The organism is Anabaena azotica SJ-1 (assembly GCF_047275885.1).
Classification (GTDB): domain Bacteria; phylum Cyanobacteriota; class Cyanobacteriia; order Cyanobacteriales; family Nostocaceae; genus Trichormus_B; species Trichormus_B azotica_A.
Map to the genome: position 1 here is coordinate 4,343,758 of NZ_CP178454.1, position 16,406 is coordinate 4,360,163.

At 35.3% G+C, this 16,406-nt stretch carries 10 protein-coding genes; 5 read left to right on the forward strand and 5 right to left on the reverse strand.

Annotated features, from left to right (window positions below; translation table 11 throughout):
* The 4 genes from glf to ACLLO5_RS19045 all read right to left on the reverse strand — a co-directional run bounded on the left by glf (window position 1) and on the right by ACLLO5_RS19045 (window position 7,227).
* Window positions 1–1,152 (reverse strand): UDP-galactopyranose mutase, encoded by a 1,152-nt coding sequence (gene glf / locus ACLLO5_RS19030; RefSeq protein WP_413172045.1) that lies wholly within the window; start codon window positions 1,150–1,152, stop codon window positions 1–3.
* A gap of 174 nt (window positions 1,153–1,326) precedes the next feature.
* Window positions 1,327–3,234: a glycosyltransferase gene (locus tag ACLLO5_RS19035; protein WP_413172047.1), complete on the reverse strand. Its 1,908-nt coding sequence runs from the start codon at window positions 3,232–3,234 to the stop codon at window positions 1,327–1,329.
* 26 nt (window positions 3,235–3,260) lie between these two features.
* Window positions 3,261–5,525, reverse strand: a complete 2,265-nt coding sequence (locus ACLLO5_RS19040; RefSeq protein WP_413172048.1) for a glycosyltransferase family 2 protein — start codon at window positions 5,523–5,525, stop codon at window positions 3,261–3,263.
* Window positions 5,526–5,847: 322 nt separating this feature from the next.
* Complete coding sequence (locus ACLLO5_RS19045) at window positions 5,848–7,227, reverse strand: hypothetical protein (RefSeq protein ID WP_413172049.1); 1,380 nt, start codon at window positions 7,225–7,227, stop codon at window positions 5,848–5,850.
* 171 nt (window positions 7,228–7,398) lie between these two features.
* Between ACLLO5_RS19045 and uvsE the strand changes: the two genes are divergently transcribed.
* The 3 genes from uvsE (at window position 7,399) to ACLLO5_RS19060 (ending at window position 10,719) form a co-directional block, all read left to right on the forward strand.
* Window positions 7,399–8,343, forward strand: coding sequence for a UV DNA damage repair endonuclease UvsE (gene uvsE, locus ACLLO5_RS19050; RefSeq protein ID WP_413172050.1), 945 nt, complete (start codon window positions 7,399–7,401; stop codon window positions 8,341–8,343).
* Between the two features lie 57 nt (window positions 8,344–8,400).
* A complete protein-coding gene (locus tag ACLLO5_RS19055; protein ID WP_413172051.1) occupies window positions 8,401–9,996 on the forward strand; it encodes an Hsp70 family protein in 1,596 nt (531 codons plus the stop codon).
* Between the two features lie 156 nt (window positions 9,997–10,152).
* Window positions 10,153–10,719 (forward strand): hypothetical protein, encoded by a 567-nt coding sequence (locus tag ACLLO5_RS19060; protein ID WP_413172053.1) that lies wholly within the window; start codon window positions 10,153–10,155, stop codon window positions 10,717–10,719.
* A 233-nt stretch (window positions 10,720–10,952) separates the two neighbouring features.
* On the opposite strand, the gene ACLLO5_RS19065 is transcribed toward ACLLO5_RS19060, so the two are convergent.
* Window positions 10,953–14,261: a hypothetical protein gene (locus ACLLO5_RS19065; RefSeq protein WP_413172054.1), complete on the reverse strand. Its 3,309-nt coding sequence runs from the start codon at window positions 14,259–14,261 to the stop codon at window positions 10,953–10,955.
* Between the two features lie 877 nt (window positions 14,262–15,138).
* Between ACLLO5_RS19065 and ACLLO5_RS19070 the strand changes: the two genes are divergently transcribed.
* Window positions 15,139–15,591, forward strand: coding sequence for a TEK-like protein (locus tag ACLLO5_RS19070; RefSeq protein ID WP_413172055.1), 453 nt, complete (start codon window positions 15,139–15,141; stop codon window positions 15,589–15,591).
* A gap of 238 nt (window positions 15,592–15,829) precedes the next feature.
* Window positions 15,830–16,282, forward strand: coding sequence for a TEK-like protein (locus tag ACLLO5_RS19075; protein WP_413172056.1), 453 nt, complete (start codon window positions 15,830–15,832; stop codon window positions 16,280–16,282).
* The last annotated feature ends 124 nt before the right edge of the window (window positions 16,283–16,406 follow it).

Genomic DNA, 16,406 nt, shown 5'->3' on the forward strand with positions numbered 1-16,406 from the left:
TTAAACTTTCAGAGCAATTTTTGCATACACAGAAAGCGCCTGAGCAATACATTGATCCATATTGTAATATTTATAAGTTGCCAGTCTGCCAACAAAATATACCCCTAGCATCGCATCTGTCAGCGCCTTGTATTGCTTGTAAATTTCATTATTATCAGGACGTGGTACTGGGTAGTAAGGATCTCCCTCAGCCTTCGGAAACTCATAAACAATACTAGTTTTAGTATGTTCCTGTCCAGTCAAGTATTTAAACTCTGTCACACGGGTATATAAATGTTCGTTAGGATAATTGATAACAGGTGCTGATTGAAACACGGCAGTATCATGAGTCTCATGTTGGAAATCGAGGGAGCGATAGGGTAAAATGCCATAACGATAATTAAAAAACTCATCAATTGGACCGGTATAAACCATCTCTCGACAAGGTATAGCCCGCAGTATTTCCCGGTAATCTGTATTCAACATCACCTTAATATTAGGATGTGCCAACATCTTCTCAAACATCCGGGTAAAACCATGCAGAGGCATAGCCTGATAAGTATCTGTAAAATACCGATTGTCGCGGTTGGTACGAGTAGGAACACGGGCAATTACTGATTTATCCAACTCAGACGGGTCGAGTCCCCATTGTTTGCGGGTGTACCCCCGGAAAAATTTTTCATACAAATCTCGGCCAACTTTACTAACTACCACATCTTCAGAAGTGCGGATATATTCTTTCGGTTCTGCAAGGGATTTTAAAAACTCCTCTACCTCAAATGAATTGAGATTCATTCCATAGAGTTTGTTAATTGTGTCCAGGTTAATGGGTATGGGAACTAATTGACCATCTACACTGGTTAACACACGATGTTCATAAGTCCGCCATTGAGTAAAGCGCGAAAGGTATTCAAAAACTTCGCGGGAGTTGGTATGAAAGATATGAGGACCATATTTATGAATAAGTATGCCATGTTCATTGTAATGATCATAGGCATTGCCACCAATATGATTACGCTTGTCTACTATCAACACTTTTTTCCCAGACTGACTAGCTAAACGTTCAGCAATAACGCTGCCAGAAAATCCCGCACCAACTATTAAATAATCAAATACAAAATCTCTCTCAAATGTGTCTGGAGTAACGGTAGCAGAACTGTAATTAGTTTCCATTTTTTATGCTCAATAATTATTGTTAAGTTGCTGAATTTTAGAGTCAAAACAAACCACCAAGAAACGAGATTTTCAAAGATATTTTCAGCAGGTTCTGAATTCGTAAGAGGTACAGCATCAAAATTGAAACCTATATACAAAGCCAGTTTCACTCCTGACTCCTGCTGTAAATCTTTAACTCTGTTTAGAGTATTTATTAATTTCTAGATAGCTTTCCCAAAACTCTCTATTAGTTAGTTCAGGTAATGTTTCTCTATAGTCTTGTTTTAATTTAGAGAATTTTAAGTATATTTTTAGGGATAAAGATATTGTTTTGAGCAAAACTTTAAAAAATTCTCCTCTAGAAAAGCTAACCACAAATCCTTCTTGATTGATTAAGTTATAATACAAGGCTTTTCTGGCTCTAAATACATTTGTAGGTCTATAATCCTGCATAGGAACTACTTTATATCCCTGTCCAGTTAATTTAATATCTTGATAGAAAAATCTAGAAGGTAGCAAATGTCCATTTAGAGTAATAAATCTCAGCCAGCGATGAATTGTATTTTCTAATTTGTTCACGCTTTCTTCATACTTGATATACATAAAAGGTAATTCAGTATTTTTAACAGATTTTTCTCCCATACTTCTAATTTCTCTGTTTTTCTCTTCCGGATCAATTTCTGTTAAATGTCTAGGACCTTTCAAGAAATCAGCAGCAGCTTTTAGAATAATATTCGCACTTTGGTATTTATAGCAAAATGCCTCTCTCAGGGTAAATTTAATAATTCGTTTGATTGCATCTACTTTACTAAAATCATCAGAGGCAATCACATTTAAAATTAATTCGTTCTTTTTTAAGTAATAGTTCATCATGGGTGAGTATTTATTTTCTAATGCTTCGTGCCAAACACACACACCATTCAAGGTAATAATTTTATGATTTAACCTAATCGGAAACTCCATATCATCCATTTTGATAAAAAATGGATAAGGTAATTTGGAATCATCTATACTTCTTACGGGAAAAGAAAATAACCACCAACCATTGTAACTAAGGTGTTCTTCTATTTCATTTAATAAAATATTCTTGACATTTCTTAAATCTAAATCAGGCTTGAGTCTAGTTACTTCCTTATTCCAAACTGCGCCATTTTCATGTTGAATATATTTTGTATCTAGGCGTAACATACTACCACCGAGACATAGATTCTGATCATGAGCGACAGTTTGAAAATTATAAATACGCTCGAATACTTCGGGATTAATAACTACATCATCATCCATAAATACAATATGTGAAAAATCAGACTTCCGCTTGAGAACTTCTATAATACCTCTGCAATATCCACCACTACCACCTGCATTTTTATTAGGTATAACGTGGATTTTACTATTATAAAAATCTTTGATGGTTCTGCCATTATCAATGATAAATAGTTCAAAGTTATTTCCTATGTCTGGTTGAGAAAGTAAATGTTTCTCTAACAAAGATACATTTCTATATACATAAGATTCTCTCTTGTATGTACAAATGACAATAGCTATTTTTTGATTTGATTTACAAAAATTATTAATATTTGCATAAAAATATCCACCAGCGACAATACAATTATCTTCTAAGGCTTCAATTTCTAAATACAATAATCCTTTATATGGTTGTATGTCTACATCTTGAAATACACATACTTCTTTAAGTTCGGTGTTAGTAATTATTTTTTGATGGACTAATCCCTTGACTTGTGAAGAATAATTGATATTCAGCAGACTAATCTTAAATTTGCCTTTTACATTCAGGTTAATATTAATCGCTTCTATATTGGTATGTTCTTGCCATTTTTGAATTGAAAAAGAATTGAAATAAGTATCAAAACTAATAACTTCAGATTTATTAATTTCAATAATATTTTTTTCATAATTCATAGGAAATTTAGAATTTAATCGAAAATACAGTTCTTCGACAGTGCATATATCTAAATTAGGCAAAATCATATTTTGCAATTTCACAGTCGTTTGTAGATTTTGATGAATGGGTAGTGAATTTAGTAAAGATTGTGACATTTTAAATCTTTCCTTGTAATCAATTGAAATTGAAATTGCCATTAGAGAGAATGTTACTAATTAACAAGTTAATTAACTTGATGCAGTTTCATACCGCTTTTCCAACCAATTCTAATTCCTTCAATGGTTTGTTGAATATACTTGATTAAAATTGAGTTAGGAATATGATGGGTGAATTTAAGGCGGATAATTCTCAACCAACAACGATAGGTAATTAGCAAAAACAGCCGAGTAACGAATATAGGAAATAAACCTCTTGTTAATCCATGCTTGATAGCAAAGTAAGTGGTGTTTTTTGCTAAGGAATACCAACAGGTGAGATGTTTTTGATCAATCCGATTGTGGCTAGGTTGGGGATAATGATCTATTACCACATCAGCATAGTGAACTTCATATCCTGCTTGAATTAAACGTAAACAAACATCTGTTTCATCGAGAAAGTAATCAAAAAATTCATCATAGCCATTAATTTTTTCTAAAATGTCTTTGCGAAAAGAACAATTTGTTCCCATTAACCCGTTAAACCATAAGCCATTTGCTTGGTTATAGTTGGTAGAATCAGTAGAACGAATAGCAATAGTTTCGCTGAAAATATTTGTGATTCCGCGCTGGAATTGTAGGGGATAACCAGGACGAGTTAAATCACGAACAGTACCTCCAACTGCTGCACATTTTTCACCATGTAGGGCATAAATATCTAGCAATTTTTCAATCCATTCAGCCGGCGGAATGGCATCATCATCAAGAAATGCCACTATTGAACCTGCTGCTAATTTGATGCCCATATTGCGGGAATAACTGATGTTTTTTTGTTCAACTTGTAGAAAGTTGATCTGCAAATTATTCTGGCTAGATAATTTATTGACTATTTCACTGGTTTGGTTTGTTGACGAAGCATCAATCACAATCACTTCAAAGTTTTGGTAGCGAATTAGTTCTAGTGATTGCAAAGCCTTTTCTAAATAATTGGGGCGGTCACTCGTGCAAATTATGATTGAAACTAGGGGAGATAAGGGAATAGGCATGATTTTTGGCATTGACGATAACTTCAGTTTGCGAATTTGCCAGTATATCTGCCACATTTGGTTGCTAGTCTTAATAACTGCCTTTGTCAATACTAAAGGATTAATCACAACAGGCACATAACCATTACCTGTAAAGTAGTAAACCCGTTTTGCAAGATTGATAACGTCAAGAGTTGGATGTTGATAAGTAACAATAGCAATATCAATTGGTTTGCAAAACCAAGCAATTATCCAGAACCAAATGCGACTGAATTTATTAGGTAAAGTCCAAAAAGTAACTTTCTTGTCAACTTCTATCTTTTTGAGATTTTGACTTTGGAACTCGTCTTGATAGATAGTAGATTGCACAAAAACTTTAGCTGATTCATGAATAATTTCTTCTAAAGCATACTCAGTATAATTAATTTTTCTGAGCATCTTTCCCTGAATACCGTTGATAAAGTCTTGAAAACCTGCGATAGAAATTTCAGCTAGAAAGTATCTTCCTGTAGCAGCGTAATAAACTAGTCGGGGAACACTTACCAATACCCTTTTTAATAAAAGTTCTGGTCGATGTTTTTGCCAACAGTAACAAAGATTACGCTCGTCATAATAATTAATCCAAGGTCTGGATTTAAAATCAGGAGAATCGTGCCAAACTATTGAATGTGGATTGACAGCAATGACCCATCCAGCTTTTTTGATTCGTAAACACCATTCCACATCATCAAAGTGTAAAAAGTAATCTTCAAATACTCCTATTTGTTGTACAATTTTACACCTGATTAATAATGATGCTGCTGCACAGATATCTACATTAACGTATGGTTTACCCTGAAGAATTTCTGCTGTGGATATGTTTACTTGATTGCCAAAGTTGATTTTTAAGTGTGCTTTTTTATAGTTAACAAAGCTACCAATTTCCTGAATTGTATTAGGGTTCTGTAGCTTGCGAATTTGTGAACCTACTACACCAACTTCTTGATAATTCTGTAATGTGTTAATTAATGCTACTAGTGCGAGGGAATCTAGGCGAACATCATCATCAAGTAGCCAAATATAATCATAATCAAGTTTGCTAACAAATTGTAACCCGTAAGAAAATCCGCCAGAACCACCTAAATTATTACCAGTTTGTAAAACCTTTACTTGCTCAGAATAATATTTTTCTATGTAAGTTTGAGTACCATCTGTAGAAGCATTATCTATCACATAGATATCGAGATTAATATTTTTTAATTCCAGTTTTTTAAGGTCTTCTAGGAGCAAACAAATTTGTTGTATTTTATTCCATGTAACAATAATTGTAGCAACTTGAGTAATTTTCATTTAATTGATATATATGCTTATATTTAGTTTGCATTAGCAGTTTATAACTAAATATTTTTATTTCGTCAATACCAATCTGCCATGTTCTTTAAGTACGTAATTTTATTTACATAATTTGCTAAAAGATAATTATTTTGAAACCATCAAAAGGTGATATTGTCCAAAAAGTTACCAGGTTATATTTTTAAAGTTGCCTGTCTATAGAGTGATTCTCTGGAATTAAAAAAGATTATTCATGTAAAAATCCTCGCCCACAAGTGGATGAGGATTTTGTCGGTGTTCCGTATTTATAATTATGGTTAATTTGTAAATTTCTGAATTGTTACCTGTTCTCTGCATACCAATGATGTACCGCTAACCACGCTACTGAAAGCAGACCTGCAAGACTCAAGGTTAAACCACTAAATGGTATCAATAAAGCCAAAACAGGTAAGATTGCTCCCGCAATAGTACAAATAATTGCTGCTAAAGAAGCGCGACTATTTGAACCTAATCCATAGATTAAACCTAGTAAAATTAATGAAATTATTATCCAAGCTGGTTCAGGATTAACTACGCGCGCTATATAGGTTAGTGTTAATAAACACGCAAAGAAAATACCGCCGGCTATAGCGATATTTTTTAAACTCATTGGTAGAGATAAATACAGCAATAATATCCACCACAAAAATATGGCTGGTGCTAACAATAACAACCGGGGAATAATGCCTGTGTTTTTAACTTGACTAGTGCTTGTAAAAACACCAAAGGGATTTTTTACAGAAACATTATCATTAAATACCCAGGTAAATTGGGTACTGTTTCCATCACCTTTAATTTCTGTAGGAACAATACCACTAGCAAAGTCAGCATTTTTAAAGTTAGCTGTTGCTGTGAGACGGAATTGAGAAAGTAGTTGATTGGCGGCATTATATACCCAACGCGAACCACCTTGCGCCTGATAAGTAACTCTAAATGTGGTTTCTTGTCCTGGTTCTAAGCGAAAGGGAAAACCATAATCGCCGGGATTTGTTTGTTTTAATCTAGTTCCGTCTCGTTCTACTTTGTAATTAGCTAGTAGTGAGTAACCTTCAGGTGGTGATGCTTCAAAGAAGAAACTATTAATATCACTTAGTTGATTGACAACTTTGTAATCAGCGGTATAGTCAGTATTATAAATGGCGCTGCGATTTTGAACGTTGACACTTTGGTCAATTTTGACTTGAATTTGTGAGCCGGCTAAATTGAGGTAGCGGGTAACTTTTTGTTTATCGTTAACTTTAACTATTCTGTTGTTAACTTGGGTTGTATAGGTATATGGTTCTTCGGTGATGTAACGTATTTGGGGTGCGTTTTGTTCTAATTTATCTCCGGCGACACTTTCGGCTATTTGTGCCACTTTCGCTTGTTCCCAGTGGTGGTAACGGTTGCTTAAGGTGGAAGTTAGGAAAAATCCGGTAATTAATAAAACTAAGATTAGGGCTAAATGTTGTAGTCCTTTGAGTAGTTGGGAATAACGAATAGACCATTCTCCAAAGAAAACTGCTTGTTCTGTGGTGTTGCGTCTGAGGGAAAAACTGATTAGTGCGATCGCCACTCCTAAAGCTACAATCAAAAATACAAATAACAATGAACCTTGTACTAATTTAGTGCCAAACTGCACTAACTGATCGGGATGTGTCAAATCTGGCAATCCGGGAATGCCTTGGGCAGATGGTGTCATGGGCAGATATGGAAATTTTTAGCTAATTTAAGCACTTTGACAGATGTCATTTCCCAAAAGTTTCTGCAAAAATACTAGGAATAGATTGTTAAATTTAATGATAATTCCTTGATGGTAGAAACCTCTGGATTTATCTGTGGTTTCAATCCAAAGTCCCAAATCCATAATCGGATGACTAAAATCCAGTTACCAGAAATCAACACATCACAGCAAACCATCACTATGCCTTATTTAGGTCTGGTTTGCATCACTTTTGATAAGCAAGTGCGCTTTCGCACTATTACCCGCACCCGTTATTTAAAACTGTCTCTTCAACAACGTGAAGATACCCTGAAAGAACTTTATCAACATAATTTGCGTTGCTTAGATGGCGCTTTGTCTTTTTGTCAACAGCAGAATATTCGACTATATCGAATGTCTTCAGCTTTATTTCCTCTCAGTGATATGGAAGATGAAATTGGCGCAAATATTTTGGAGGAAATGAGTAATGATTTAGGTAAAATTGGGCAAAGATCCCAAATTTTAGGGATCAGAATGGTGTTGCATCCAGATCAATTTGTGGTGTTGAGTTCTGATTCATCTGAAGTTGTGCAAACTAGTATCAAAATTTTAGCAAGGCACGCCCGCACATTAGATTTACTCGGTTTACCCCAGTCACCTTGGGCATTAATGAATATTCATGGTGGCAAATCTCAACGTGCAGAAAAATTGGTAAAAGTAATTTCTGAACTACCACCAAGTATAAAAAACCGCTTAACTTTAGAAAATGATGAATATGCCTATAACGCTAGAGATATTTTAGATGTATGTGAGCAGGCTGGTATTCCGATGGTATTTGATGCCCATCATCATATTTGCTATGAAAATTTAGATTCTTATGATCATCCAAGTGTAGAGTCTATGCTTTTGGCAGCGCGAGAAACTTGGTCAAATCCAGATTGGCAGTTAGTACATATTTCCAATGGTGACTCAGGTTTTAATGATAGAAAGCACAGTGATTTAATTACTGCTATGCCTAATGCTTACCACCAAGTACCTTGGATAGAGGTAGAAGCCAAACACAAGGAAAAAGCTATCACTTATTTGCAAGATTGGTGGTTAATTCAAAATAATTAACGATATATTAACTGTACTTACGTATTTTCCTCCTGATGCAAAATAATAAAATAAGATATGCCGATCGCTATTGATTTTGGTACCAGTAACACCGTAATTACCCGCTGGAATCCCGTCACCCAGCAACCAGAAACCCTAAGTTTACCGGGTTTATCAATTCAACAAAATCTCAATCCCCCACTGATTCCCAGCTTAGTCTATGTAGAAGATGCTACCCAGGAAAAAATCTTAGTTGGGCAACAAGTGCGCGATCGCGGGCTGGATATTAAAGCTGATCAAAGATTTTTCCGCAGTTTTAAACGGGGTATAGGTGCAAATATCCAAGGGTTTTTACCAGAACTAGATGGCAAAAATATCACCTTTGAACAAGTAGGAGAATGGTTTTTAACCAAGGTGATTACGGAATTATCACCCATAGAAGGCGGTTTAGATTCTTTAGTCTTAACCGTACCTGTAGATAGCTTTGAAGCTTATCGTTACTGGTTAGGCAAAATTTGTCAAGCACTGCCTGTGGAACAGGTACGGATGTTAGATGAACCTACAGCAGCAGCTTTGGGTTATGGTTTATCAGCACAGGAAAATCTGTTGGTAATTGACTTTGGCGGCGGGACTTTAGACTTGTCTTTAGTGTGTTTAGACAAAAAGGTAGCAGATACAAAACCTGTGGGATTTCTGCTGAAATGGGGTAATAAATCCCTGGCTACAGACTCAAAACAAAAGGTAAAAACAGCCCGTGTCTTAGCTAAAGCTGGGCAAAATTTAGGCGGTACAGATATTGATAATTGGATAGTAGATTACTTTGCTAAAAGTCAAGGATTGCCAGTTAATTCCTTAACAACGAGACTGGCAGAACGGTTAAAAATTCAGTTATCTACCCAAGAAAAAGCTAGTGAATTTTTTTTTGATAATGAGACTTTTGAAAGTTATGAGATGGAACTTAATCGCAAGGGATTAGAAGAACTCCTCAAAGGAAATGGTTTTTTTGATAGATTGCATGATGCCATGATGGCACTATTACAGCAAGCCAGACGACAAGGAATAGAACTCAATGATATTAATGCTGTTTTGTTAGTCGGTGGTTCTGTACAGTTGCACGCAGTGCAGACTTATGTAAGCCAATATTTTGAACCAGAAAAAATCCGTTGTGAACGTCCCTTTGAAGCGATCGCCCAAGGTGCTTTGCAAATCACCCAAGGCATGGAAATTAAAGACTATCTCTATCACAGTTATGGTGTACGTTATTGGGATCGTCGCAACCAACGTCACAGTTGGCAACCCATAGTCAAAGCCGGACAAGCTTACCCCATGACCCAACCAGTAGAATTAGTATTAGGGGCTTCCATGGAAAATCAACCCAGTATAGAGTTAATTTTGGGGGAATTAGGAGCCGAAACAGGGGGAACAGAAGTTTATTTTGATGGCGATCGCTTAATTACTCGCAACATTAAATGTCTAGGAAGCACAGTCAAACCCCTCAACGATAAAGAAGGGGCGAGAAATATAGCCCGACTCACACCCCCAGGCTTTCCAGGGAGCGATCGCATCAAAATCCAGTTTCAAGTCGATGAACAACGTTTTTTAAGAATTACTGTAGAAGACTTGTTAACTAATGATACCCTAGTAGAAAATCAACTTGTCGCACAATTGAGTTAAGCATTTGGATCACAGCAGGGAATTGGGAATCAGGAATAGGACAAAATTTACAACAATTGTCAGATGGAAATCCTCTTCCCCCTTCTGTACCTATGAATACTGAACTTAGAATCATTTTACCTAAAATCAATATTTTGAAATAGCTCACTAAATACAATGAAAATCAAAATCAAATCCATTACCAATCTTGAAGTTAAGAGCTTAATATTAACATTCTTACTCACAGCCCTAATATCAGAAACCGTTCAAGCTCAATCAATCCCCACCATAAACGTACCTAATATCTCCGTTCTTAAACCATCAATCAACATCCCAAAACCCACAATTACAGTCCCAAAACCCACCATTAAAATAGAAATTCCATCCATAGCAAATGCTCAAAAAAATATCTTTCAGCAACCAACTACTTTTGTCATCAAAGGTGCAGAAAATAATACACGCCCTAGTTTTATATCCGTTACCCAAAACGGCATCAATCTACCTCAAATTCAGACAGGTATAGGCAAGACCACAGTTACTGGAAAGACCACAGTCAATACCACTATTAATATTCCCACCGCCACTACAACACTATCTAATATTAATGTAGTTGTACCTTCTACAAATATTGTTAATCCTGGAACTGTCAACTTGAATGTTGGTGTCAACACAACAGCAATTCCTAACTTGGGTTCTCTTATAAACAGTGTTAATCTTTCATTTCCGTTACCAGTGTTAGATTAATTTTCGATTTCATTAAACCTGCATTTGCATATCTATACTCTAAACGGCTGAAACCTGGACTTTTTGATAATACAAAAAACAAGTTCAAAGCCTCTCACCATTGCAGGGAGAGGTTTGGAGAGGGGTTCCATATTTGGTTAAACTATGAACCGTTTGCAGTATAAACTTGATCAAACTCTATATGAGTTGGGCATCTTGCCCCCTGTAATTCTGCAATTTAAAAGTCCAACATCTTAAAATTTAAATTCCATATTCAATTGTCCTCTAAACCCATAATCACTATTACCTAAACGAGAATCGATCACCAAACCAGAATTAGCACTTTCATAGCGGAAAATCATCCCATAATTAGGATCTACTAATTGACTTTCAAACCCTTTAGTAGCCATAGAATTATTTGCATAATAAGGGCCTATTGTGAAAGTCCCAAATTTTTTGTTTTTGATGATATCATAGGTAGCCTCAACCTGGTATAAAGTCTGATTACCCAGAGAAAGAGAACTATTAAAATTAAAACCTACTTTATGGGAAAAATTGAGGAGGAAAAAAGCACTAACATCACCCAAACTACTAGATTTAACATCAGGATTGAGGAAGACCGGAGAATAATTCAACACCGGATAAAAAGTAATATTAAAATCTGGTTTCACAAACTGAAACACATTCCCTAGAGAAATATTCGACATATTTAAGCGATTAGGATTAGTGTTATAAGCTAATGAAAAAAAAGGTGAATTAGCTATAATAGTGTTCCATTGCTTATCTTGATCATAAAATATATTGCGAAAATCTGCCTTAGCAGCAAACTTAAACATTCCTCCCATGGGACTTTCTGCTGTAGCATTCGGATTCAAAATACCCAAATTACTATCAATCATTGGTGCAGAATCGGGAAATAAATTAAACCACATTCCTGTAGATAAAGCATAACTAAAATTATCAATACTTCCAGACATAGCAAATTCCACTGCTGGCAAATAAAGATTACCAGTATAAGAAGATGTTTCAATATCTCTTTGTCGAAACGTACTCAGTTTTATCCGTCCAAAATCAAGATCATAGCTTTTTCCAGGTCCCACAATAGGAACTGCTGTAAACATATTAGCCAGGTTATTATCAAAAACATAAGATTGATCAAATAAAACTTCTCCATCTGAAGTTTCACCACGAATAAAAGTAACTTCAAAAGCTTCTGGGGCATCAATTTGAGTTAAATTCCTGGGAACATTAACACCTGTGTAAAAGATTGGACCTAAATCACTAGGACGTACAAAATCTATCACCACAGGAGTTTCTGGAGTCCAAGGTTCTATTTTTTGTTCAAGGAACTGCACACTTCTTTTATAAAGACCTGTTCTGAATTGCAATAACAATGAACTGTCTGGAGTAATATTACTCGCAAAAGTATAACTTCCTGAAACCTGGGCAAGATTACTATTAGTATTACTATAATTAAGTGTATTATTTAACCGTTCATTCATCTGTCTTCGTTGTTGAGAAGTAGCTTTCGTATTTAGACTAGATAAAGGTTGCAAGTTATTATATTTCTCTTTCGCTTCACTAATAGATTCATTTAAATTACCAGGATTAATAAACTTAAAAACACCACCCAATAATAAACCTAAACTAGCATTTATAGTTTGATTAAAATCAGTATCTTTCCATTGGGATGTAGTTATAGATAAACCAGGATTAGAAAAAACATTTAAATAATTCAATTTAATTTTTTCTGGATCATATTGTAGTAAAGTCCGGTTATGTGACCAACTCAAAGTATATCTATACCAATCTTGGTTTTGAGGTTCTAATATCGAAAAAGTGGCAACTTCAGGATTTTGTTGACCAAGGTTATACCACATCAACGAATTAAGATAATGAAAATCTCTTTGTTCCTTAGTTAAAAAAGGATTACTAAGAACAGCAACAATGTCATCGTTGTCACTTTGATCAAGTTGTAAAGTTTTGATTCCTGGCAAAGAACTAATAGGATTGTTAAAAGCAAATCCCTGTTTAGTAAAAAAATCACCTAACGTCAGTCCAGCCGCAACAAGATTTTCACGGGGTATAATACTGCCGATTTCCAGCTTCACACCATTATTTAATAAAGGTTGTAAATTGACAGTTGGAAAACCTTGTAAAAATGTAGGTGCATTTGTAGCATCTAAATTACCAAAAAAAGAACCTCCTCCTTGAAGTGCGTTTGTAGTAGCTTTTCGGGTATCATCTAGGGGAATAAATTTTTGAAAAAAACTACCATCAAGTCGAGTTATATTAATATTAAAACTAGCATTATCAGCTAAACTTTCTCCATTTGGTAGAATAATTTCCGCAGCACCAGTAATAATATTCACATCATCTAACTTTTTATCTCCAACCAAATCTTCAAAAATGTTAGGAAGACCAAATACTGTTTGTACTCCCCAAAAAACCGTAGATACTTTAGCAATTTGTCTAATTTTCTGTTGAGTGGAATATCCTTGATAACCAACATTGAGATGTCTACCTTCAGTCTCAATCACAACTCGGTTGCCATCTAACACCCAATAAAATTGTTCATCTTCAGGATAAAAAGAAATATTAGCTGATTTAATAATAGGATCACTAAATTCTCCTTCCTGAAACGAATTACCCGCTTTAAATTTATCTAAATCAAGACTAAAATCTGAATAAAACTCAAATTTTAAGGGTTGAAAATTCCGAGGATTAATAATTAGTTTATCACTTGTATTAACAAAAAAGGGATATCTTGAAGCACTGTTATCTAACAAGTTACGCATTAAAGCTCGCAAAACTTTTTTATTTTCTTCTGGTGTTAATTGTTGTTTCTCCTCTGGTTTCTTTTCTGGTTTCTCCTCTGGTTTCTCCTCTGGAACGGGTAAAGAAGGTATTTCCTTGGGAACTATAGGCAAATTTGGCTCAACTGGATTGAGTTGCGCTTGGTTCTGAGTATTTTGTGCTTGCGCTAAAAAATTCTTATCAATAAGAGACAAGTTTAGATTAATTTCATCTTGTTGAGTAGCAATATGGTATTTTATATTAGCATTGTGCTTGGAATTGTTCTCAAAAACCTTGCTGTTACCGTAATCAGATAGTCCCAAAGAAGCACTGTTCTCTTCACAATCAGAAATTTCTGGCTTCAACTCTTCCTGAGTCTGGAGGTTATCTTCGATAGTGACAGATATTTGTGGAGAATTTCCCAAGGTGGGTCCTCGACAATTAGAAGTCGTGTGCAGAATCTTTTCTGGTAACTTATATGTATAAACTTCACTAAGATTGAGTTCTGCATTCATTAACTTTTGCTCTGGTGAGAAAGGAACAACAGCTACTTTCTTTGGAGGAGAAGCACTCAAGTGTGTTTGCTCCAAAAATACCGTTTTTGATTCTAACGGACTTTTATTTTTACTATCCTGATTGTTGGTATCGACACTAATAAGGGCATCAATTTTTTCTTGCTTGGTTGCAATAGCTTTTGCTGGAAACAGCGCCGTTAGCGACAGAGTTATAAACAGCCCAGCCCTCCAGAAAATATCTTCTCTTTTCATATTAATTGCAAATATTGAAATTAGTCCAAATTCTGTTTGATATCTGATTTTTTTAGTTTGTGTCCCTTGATTATCTGCCCTTCGGGCAAGGCATTGACAAAAATGTATTCATTTATCAATGATGAGTAGGATTAGAAAGCAAGTTCATCCTCATGGTGCAACCTTTGTTCTGGGCAGCATTACCTAAAAAGCAACAATAGCAAGGGTTTTACATCTCCTCTATCTATTCAAAATACTCTATATGATCAAGATGATCGCACTTTATTTCGCTCCTAACAATATTTTCTGAAACTTGTTATATTTAGTAAAATACTGATTGTTTTTACCGTAGATATCAATTTAATAAGTATTGCCTACTAAGTAGAGATTTAATTACTTACGTAAATACACGACTGAATCAAATTGTCAATCTAAGAGTTATTATTGCCTTCAGATAAAAAATATTTCTCAAGTCTAACCAAAACTGGTATTAGCCCATAAACACGGTGATATAAATACTGGTTTTCTAGATTGATTTTCCAAAATACATGGAGATATTTAATCAATAATATTAGGTGTTTGCACGCCAAAGAAAATGTTAAAAAACAGAAAATTCTCTTGTTGACAATATATAAAATTACCCTGTACAGTATTGAACATAGATTCTTACTCACAGCCAAAGCAATAAAACATCAATCTGTAAAACTTCAGGTATAAGTTGAATTTTTCTTTCATGATTTTTATGAAGATGTCTGACTACAACGTCATTTTGTCATCCTCTTTAAAAATTCATATCTATCTAAACAGTCAAAACCTGAAATAAAGAATTTTTTTGATACAGATGATGGCAACTTTTTGTAGTGTGTAAGTTTTAGAAAAAAATTAGGAGTTATCAATCATGAACGCAAAAACCAACAAGACATTAAAAGCAGCTGCTATTTCTTCTCTCTTAGCAGGTGGAGCAGTTGCTGCTTCATTCATCTCTGCTGAACCAGCTAAAGCTCAGTTTATTGGTGTTGATTCTCAGTCCAGAGTATCTGGTGCGGTTACTAGCGTTTTATCGAATGGTGTAACTAACAGCTTTGCTGCGGAAGTTGTATTTCCAGAGCAGTCTATAGCTTCAACAGGTGCTTTAACAATTAGTGCTACCTATGCTAGTGTTGGTGGAGATGCAAGCCAAATTGCTATTACAACCGCAAATATGAGTGCTGGTACAGCAACTTATTCTGCTAGTACAGTTGAAGCTGCTACTGCTCGCGCTATAGATTCTGCTGAAGGGGATACTCGCTTCGGTGACATTATCGGTATCGTTAAACAATGGCAAAGTGGTGGTTCTGCGGCGTTGGACTAATTTGGGAAAGTCGGCGACTCCTACTAATAAAAGGAGATAGAAGGAATCGTCAACTACCTTTATGGGACATAATGCAGGAAATTTACAACAATATGTTCCATGATTCATCCCCTCAGCGTCAACTGGGGGATGAGTTTATTTTATTCTGAATTTGAGTTAATGTCTGTTATCTTTTCTCCAGATATGAAAATTTAAGTTGGGAAAGGTTGGAATAGTCAACAACTAGAGTATCCCAACCATGAAAACCAACTGTATTCACATATCAAAAGTATCAGCTATTGCATTTTTATTGGTAGGGGGAACAGTTGCAACCTCATTTATGACAGGTAAACCTGCTCACGCTCAGTTTATAGGTACTGATTCCCAGTCTAGAGCTTCTGCGGCAGTGACTAGCATTTTATCGAATGGTACAACTAACAGCTTTGCATCAGAAATTGTATTTCCCCAAAATTCGATTACACCTACTGGTCAACTGACATTAAGAATTAATTATGGTGCTGTAGGCCATGATCCTAGCCAGGTGACAATTACTAAGGGAAATATGTATGCTGGTACAACCAATTATACAGACAAAACTATTCAAGCTGCGATCGCTCGCGCCATTGATGCTGCTCTTAACGATTATCGCTTTGGTGACATTATTGGCATTGTCAAATCATGGCAAAGTGGAGGTTCTGCTGCTCTAGACTAATCATGTTTTTATAAATTATACAATTTTTTGGTGTGGGCATCTTGCCCACCCAAATATTACTAATCAGCAAAATTCTCTACCTAAAAAATAAACTGTTTATTTGATTATTTGCATTCATGACAGT

Bases quoted from the DNA above. Each gene is read 5' to 3' on its own strand.
- glf (WP_413172045.1), bottom strand. From the start codon at position 1,152: ATGGAAACTAATTACAGTTCTGCTACCGTTACTCCAGACACATTTGAG.
- ACLLO5_RS19035 (WP_413172047.1), bottom strand. From the start codon at position 3,234: ATGGCAATTTCAATTTCAATTGATTACAAGGAAAGATTTAAAATGTCA.
- ACLLO5_RS19040 (WP_413172048.1), bottom strand. From the start codon at position 5,525: ATGAAAATTACTCAAGTTGCTACAATTATTGTTACATGGAATAAAATA.
- ACLLO5_RS19045 (WP_413172049.1), bottom strand. From the start codon at position 7,227: ATGACACCATCTGCCCAAGGCATTCCCGGATTGCCAGATTTGACACAT.
- uvsE (WP_413172050.1), top strand. From the start codon at position 7,399: ATGACTAAAATCCAGTTACCAGAAATCAACACATCACAGCAAACCATC.
- ACLLO5_RS19055 (WP_413172051.1), top strand. From the start codon at position 8,401: ATGCCGATCGCTATTGATTTTGGTACCAGTAACACCGTAATTACCCGC.
- ACLLO5_RS19060 (WP_413172053.1), top strand. From the start codon at position 10,153: ATGAAAATCAAAATCAAATCCATTACCAATCTTGAAGTTAAGAGCTTA.
- ACLLO5_RS19065 (WP_413172054.1), bottom strand. From the start codon at position 14,261: ATGAAAAGAGAAGATATTTTCTGGAGGGCTGGGCTGTTTATAACTCTG.
- ACLLO5_RS19070 (WP_413172055.1), top strand. From the start codon at position 15,139: ATGAACGCAAAAACCAACAAGACATTAAAAGCAGCTGCTATTTCTTCT.
- ACLLO5_RS19075 (WP_413172056.1), top strand. From the start codon at position 15,830: ATGAAAACCAACTGTATTCACATATCAAAAGTATCAGCTATTGCATTT.